This window comes from Candidatus Zixiibacteriota bacterium, from assembly GCA_040753495.1.
Classification (GTDB): Bacteria; Zixibacteria; MSB-5A5; order GN15; family PGXB01; genus DYGG01.
The window spans coordinates 1-2,795 of record JBFMEF010000002.1 but is presented as its reverse complement, the minus strand read 5'-3'; the positions used below and the strand labels follow the sequence as shown (position 1 = coordinate 2,795).

Below are 2,795 nucleotides of genomic sequence, written 5' to 3'. Positions count from 1 at the left end.
AGGCGTTTAATATATGGTATAATTAAGCCTCATGAAAAAGAACGCTAAAAAAGCCTCCAAACATAATTCTGCCCGACTGGGAAATCTCATCGATGGCATCTTATCCCGCCTCGGTCTGGCGCACAAACTGGGGGGATGGCGCGTTGCCGCCAACTGGGATGAAATTGTCGGAGAATCGATTGCGAAAGCTTCCCACGCCGTGAAATTCGACAATGAGACTCTTCTGGTTTCGGTGCCGGATGCTGTCTGGCGTCAGCAACTGTCGCTGGAGGTTGATGCCATTTTGGAGAAGATTCATTCTTTTCCCGGAGGCAAAGCGGTGCGAAAAATTCATTTTGTGGCTTGAAAACTTTTTGCCTTCAAGCCGGAAGGATTGAAAGTTAAATGAAAGGTGAATCTACGACTATAGAAAACGGAAAGAAAAACGGTCTGAACTACGATGCCTCCAGCATCACCGTCCTGAAAGGACTGGAAGCGGTCCGCCGCCGCCCCGCCATGTATATCGGCGATATCGGTCCTCGCGGCTTGCATCATCTTGTATATGAAGTGGTCGATAACTCCATCGATGAAGCGATGGCCGGTTTCTGCACCAGTATCAAAGTGGAGATAGAGCCGGACAACAGCATCATCGTTTCCGATGACGGCCGCGGCATCCCGGTCGATATGCATCCGACCCAGAAAAAGTCGGCGCTGGAGGTGGTCATGACGATGCTCCACGCCGGCGGCAAATTTGACCACGCCAGCTACAAAGTCTCCGGCGGTCTCCACGGTGTCGGCGTCTCCGTCGTCAACGCTCTTTCCGAGTGGTGCAAAGTAGAAGTTTGCCGCGACGGCGCCAAATATCTGCAGGAATACAAACGGGGCGTGCCGACCGGTGAAGTCAAGAAAATCGGGACCTGCAAAGACTCCGGAACCAGAACCGCTTTTCTTGCCGACCATGAGATATTCACCAAAATCGATTATAAGTTCGATATCCTCGCCTCCCGCATGCGCGAACTGGCGTTTTTGAATAAAGGGCTGAAAATCGCACTCATTGACCATCGCGTTGACAAGAAACTGGAATTCCAGTACAAGGGAGGCTTGGCCGCCTTTGTCGAGTATCTCAATGAGAATAAAAACGTTCTCTTCCACAAGCCGATCTATTTCCAGAAAGAGAAAGACGGCACCGATGTCGAAATCGCCATTCAGTACAATGACGGGTATGTCGAAAATCTGTTCTCCTATGTCAACAATATCAACACTATCGAAGGCGGCTCACATCTGACCGGATTCCGCACGGCGTTGACGCGGAGCATCAATAATTATATCACCAAGAACAATCTGGTCAAAAATGGCGATACCGCGGTCATCGGCGATGATTCCCGCGAAGGACTGACAGCGGTTATCTCGGTCAAGGTTCCTGACCCGCAGTTTGAAGGGCAGACCAAAACCAAACTCGGCAACTCTGAGACCAGAGGTATTGTCGAGACTATCACCAATGATTATCTGGCGGAGTTTTTCGCAGAGAATCCCTCTGTCGCCAAGAAGATTGCCGATAAAATTATCTCGGCGGCGCGCGCTCGCGAAGCGGCTCGGAAAGCCAAAGAACTGACCCGTCGCAAAACCGCTCTGGATAACGCCTCGCTCCCCGGTAAACTGGCCGACTGCTCCATGACCGACCCGGAATCGTGTGAGATTTATATCGTTGAGGGGGACTCCGCCGGCGGCTCCGCCAAGCAGGGAAGAGACCGCCGCTTTCAGGCCATTCTTCCCCTCAAAGGAAAAATTCTCAATGTCGAAAAAGCCCGCATCGACCGGATTCTCTCCAACGATGAAATCCGCGCCCTCATCACCGCTATGGGATGCGGCATTGCCGAGGACTTCGACCCCTCGCAACTTCGCTACCACAAGGTGATAATCATGACCGATGCCGATATCGACGGCGCGCATATCCGCACCTTGATACTGACGTTTTTCTTCCGGTATATGAAAGAACTGATTGAACAGGGGAGAATTTTCATCGCCCAGCCGCCGCTTTACCGAATACAGAAGGGGAAAGGCGAGCAATACGCCTACTCCGATGAAGAACGCGATCGAGTGGTGGCCCAATTCGGACGTGACGGTGTGGTCGTTCAGCGCTACAAAGGTCTCGGCGAAATGAATCCCGAGCAACTCTGGCGCACCACCATGGACCCGGAGACCCGCACTTTGCTTCAGGTTTCGCTGGAAGATGCCGCCGCCGCCGACCATCTGTTTACGATTCTGATGGGCGATGCTGTTGAACCCCGCCGCGATTTTATCCAGGAAAACGCCCGGTATGTAAGAAATTTGGATATTTGATGCAATTGATGTTTGCGAGTATGTGATTTAAATAGAGTTGATTTGGATTACCGTCAATTAGTCTCAATAATCGCAGATATTCTCAAGGAATTCGATTCCGAAAATCCGGTTCATAAGTCATTCCGGCCCGGCATTGGCCCTTTTGGTGAGCCACAGCTAGTCAAAGAAGTCTGTCAAAGATTGAATGCCAAGGGAATAATTTCGAGGACGAAGAGGACTCCAGACATGGAGTTGCAGCAAGAGTGGGCCATTGAATTCAAGATCGTCAGACCATTTGGAGACAATGGTAAAGAAGCGGAAGATTGGTCCGTCAATATGCTGCATCCTTATAAAGGCAGCACGAGTCTAATTGGTGACGCAATGAAGTTGCGGGAGCTTGTGCAATACAGATACAAAGCTCTTTGCGTTATTGGATTTGAACATGCCCCACCAAGAATATCGCTAGATCCATTATTAGATTCATTTGAGCTGATAAT

The 2,795-nt window shown here is 50.5% G+C and carries 3 protein-coding genes; all 3 read left to right on the top strand.

The window, feature by feature from the left end:
• The first annotated feature begins 31 nt into the window (after window positions 1-31).
• On the top strand, window positions 32-346 hold the full coding sequence (locus AB1690_00035; GenBank protein MEW6013692.1) for a DUF721 domain-containing protein: 315 nt from the start codon (window positions 32-34) through the stop codon (window positions 344-346).
• Window positions 347-384: 38 nt separating this feature from the next.
• A complete protein-coding gene (gyrB, locus tag AB1690_00030; protein MEW6013691.1) occupies window positions 385-2,319 on the top strand; it encodes a DNA topoisomerase (ATP-hydrolyzing) subunit B in 1,935 nt (644 codons plus the stop codon).
• A 42-nt stretch (window positions 2,320-2,361) separates the two neighbouring features.
• The coding region (locus AB1690_00025) for a hypothetical protein (protein ID MEW6013690.1) at window positions 2,362-2,795 on the top strand (434 nt) is incomplete at its 3' end.